Genomic DNA, 1,774 nt, shown 5'->3' with positions numbered 1-1,774 from the left:
CCCAAACGGATTGGCAACCACTACGCACCTAAACGCAGCACCTCCCCACAACCCGTAATGTAAGACCTCACACCACACACCCCCCCCCGGGGCCCCCAACACACTGTGTTGGGGCCCACGGCCTGCCAAGAGCGAGGACTCCCATGCGATACGTACGATCCGTCAAAGGCGCTGTCACCGTCGTCGTCGCCACCGCGGCCTGCCACACCCTCATGTCGTCCGGCTTCGCTTCGGCGCGCGACAGTGAGGTCGAAAGCGACAACGCTTTCGCCGACAGCTTCGAGTTCCTCCTCACCACGGCCGCTTCCTGGGCTCTCATGCCGCTGCTGCTGTTGGCGGGCATGCGGGTGATGGGCGAGACCGGGAACGTCGCACTGGTGATCGTCGGTGGGCTGGTCTGGCTGGGACTGTCCGGGTACTACATCGATGACATCGACCACCCGGGCGGGCACATACCGGCCCTCGCCCTCGCCGCATACATCCTTCTCGGGACGGGGCTGGCCGGGTTCGACCCGGACCAACGCGGCTGAGACACGGACCGTGTCCGCGCTCTGGAAGATCACCGGCCGCCCCGCTGCCTGGACACAGTGCGGATCGCAGTCCCGAATACTTGATCGCGGCAAGAATGCAACCAATGCGACAGAAGTGAGTCTCACGGACCGCCTGGTTGAGGTCGAGCAGGCCGCGCGGGACCAGGCGGCTCAGCGCATAGAACACCGAACCGCGCCCGCCACCGGACGCCCGCAGACGTCGAGCCGGGGCCGCCCCAGGTGGTCACAGGTCCTGGACGGCGCGCAGGGCCGCGTCGACTCGGCTCATCGCCGCCGCGTCGATGCGGCCGAGGAGCTTCGCACCGTCGAACCGCTCGGTGCGCATCTGTGTGATGTTGACGGCGACGGCGGTGCATGGGATCGGGTCGCCGATGACCACCGACATGGCGGTGTCGGGGTAGCGGCCACTCTCGTGCAGCACGATCACGAGCACGACACCGAACGACTGCTCCAGACCCGTCAGGCTGATGATCAGGACGTTGCGACCGTCGGGGAGCGACCAGATCTCACCACGGTTCACAGAGTGTCGCCCTCGCCCGCCAGGTCGTCGCCGAGGCCGAGCGCGGCGAGCTGCCGCGCGGCATCGAGCGTGGCGGCGCGGCGGGCCGCGCGCACGATGTAGGCGTTCACGCTCAGGCCGGCCTCGGACGCGGCTGCCCGGATCGAGGGGGCGATGTCGTCCGGGACACGCAGTGTCATTGTGGTGACAGACATAGTTGCATGATAGACCCCGCTTTTTGGTGGCGTGAGGTGGTTGCAGAAACGGGCTCATGCGCGTGCCCTAGAAGAGCGGGTCGCCTCTCGCGGGCCTGGGATTGCCGGGTCCGGGACAGCGCGTATCAGCTGCAGGAGGGGCGAGCGGGCTAACCGCGACATGCAGAGCCTTGACCAGTCGGGCCCCCGGCTCACGGCCGGACACAGCCGGTCACAGCAAGGACGGCGGCCTTCAGCAGCCGGGGGGAACGGGGTGTAGGCCACGTCCAGACGCTCGCGCACTCCCTCTCCGACGCCCCCGACGCCGCCGGTCCCCCTGGGCGGGCGCGTCCCGGCCGACGGGTCAAGACTGCTCATGGGTTCCTCGACCGCGTCGGCCAGCCCCCGCTGATCGACACCACCTTCTGAGCCCCACTGCCGCTGTTGAGGCGGGGATATGAACGCTATGGGCTTCGAGGAGCGGGCGGACGTCTTTCACTGCGCGGCTGATGGTCATGACGGTGGTGTTG

The 1,774-nt window shown here is 68.0% G+C and carries 3 protein-coding genes; 1 reads left to right on the top strand and 2 read right to left on the bottom strand.

All coding sequences use genetic code 11. From position 1 onward, the window contains the following. Positions 1-143 precede the first annotated feature (143 nt). Positions 144-530: a hypothetical protein gene (locus ACWD1Z_RS37305; RefSeq protein WP_451125343.1), complete on the top strand. Its 387-nt coding sequence runs from the start codon at positions 144-146 to the stop codon at positions 528-530. A 244-nt stretch (positions 531-774) separates the two neighbouring features. Here the strand turns inward: ACWD1Z_RS37305 and ACWD1Z_RS37300 are convergent, their stop codons facing one another. Together ACWD1Z_RS37300 and ACWD1Z_RS37295 are read right to left on the bottom strand one after the other, a co-directional pair. Then, on the bottom strand, positions 775-1,071 hold the full coding sequence (locus ACWD1Z_RS37300) for a hypothetical protein (protein WP_451125341.1): 297 nt from the start codon (positions 1,069-1,071) through the stop codon (positions 775-777). Continuing rightward, positions 1,068-1,265 (bottom strand): toxin-antitoxin system HicB family antitoxin, encoded by a 198-nt coding sequence (locus tag ACWD1Z_RS37295; protein WP_451125339.1) that lies wholly within the window; start codon positions 1,263-1,265, stop codon positions 1,068-1,070. Before ACWD1Z_RS37295 ends, ACWD1Z_RS37300 begins: the two co-directional genes overlap by 4 nt. Positions 1,266-1,774 lie beyond the last annotated feature (509 nt).

It is taken from the genome of Streptomyces sp. NPDC002784 (assembly GCF_053592135.1).
The sequence above is the reverse complement of the archived record's forward strand: the minus strand, read 5'-3'. Positions and strand labels throughout refer to the sequence as shown.

Bases quoted from the DNA above. Each gene is read 5' to 3' on its own strand.
- ACWD1Z_RS37305 (WP_451125343.1), top strand. From the start codon at position 144: ATGCGATACGTACGATCCGTCAAAGGCGCTGTCACCGTCGTCGTCGCC.
- ACWD1Z_RS37295 (WP_451125339.1), bottom strand. From the start codon at position 1,265: ATGTCTGTCACCACAATGACACTGCGTGTCCCGGACGACATCGCCCCC.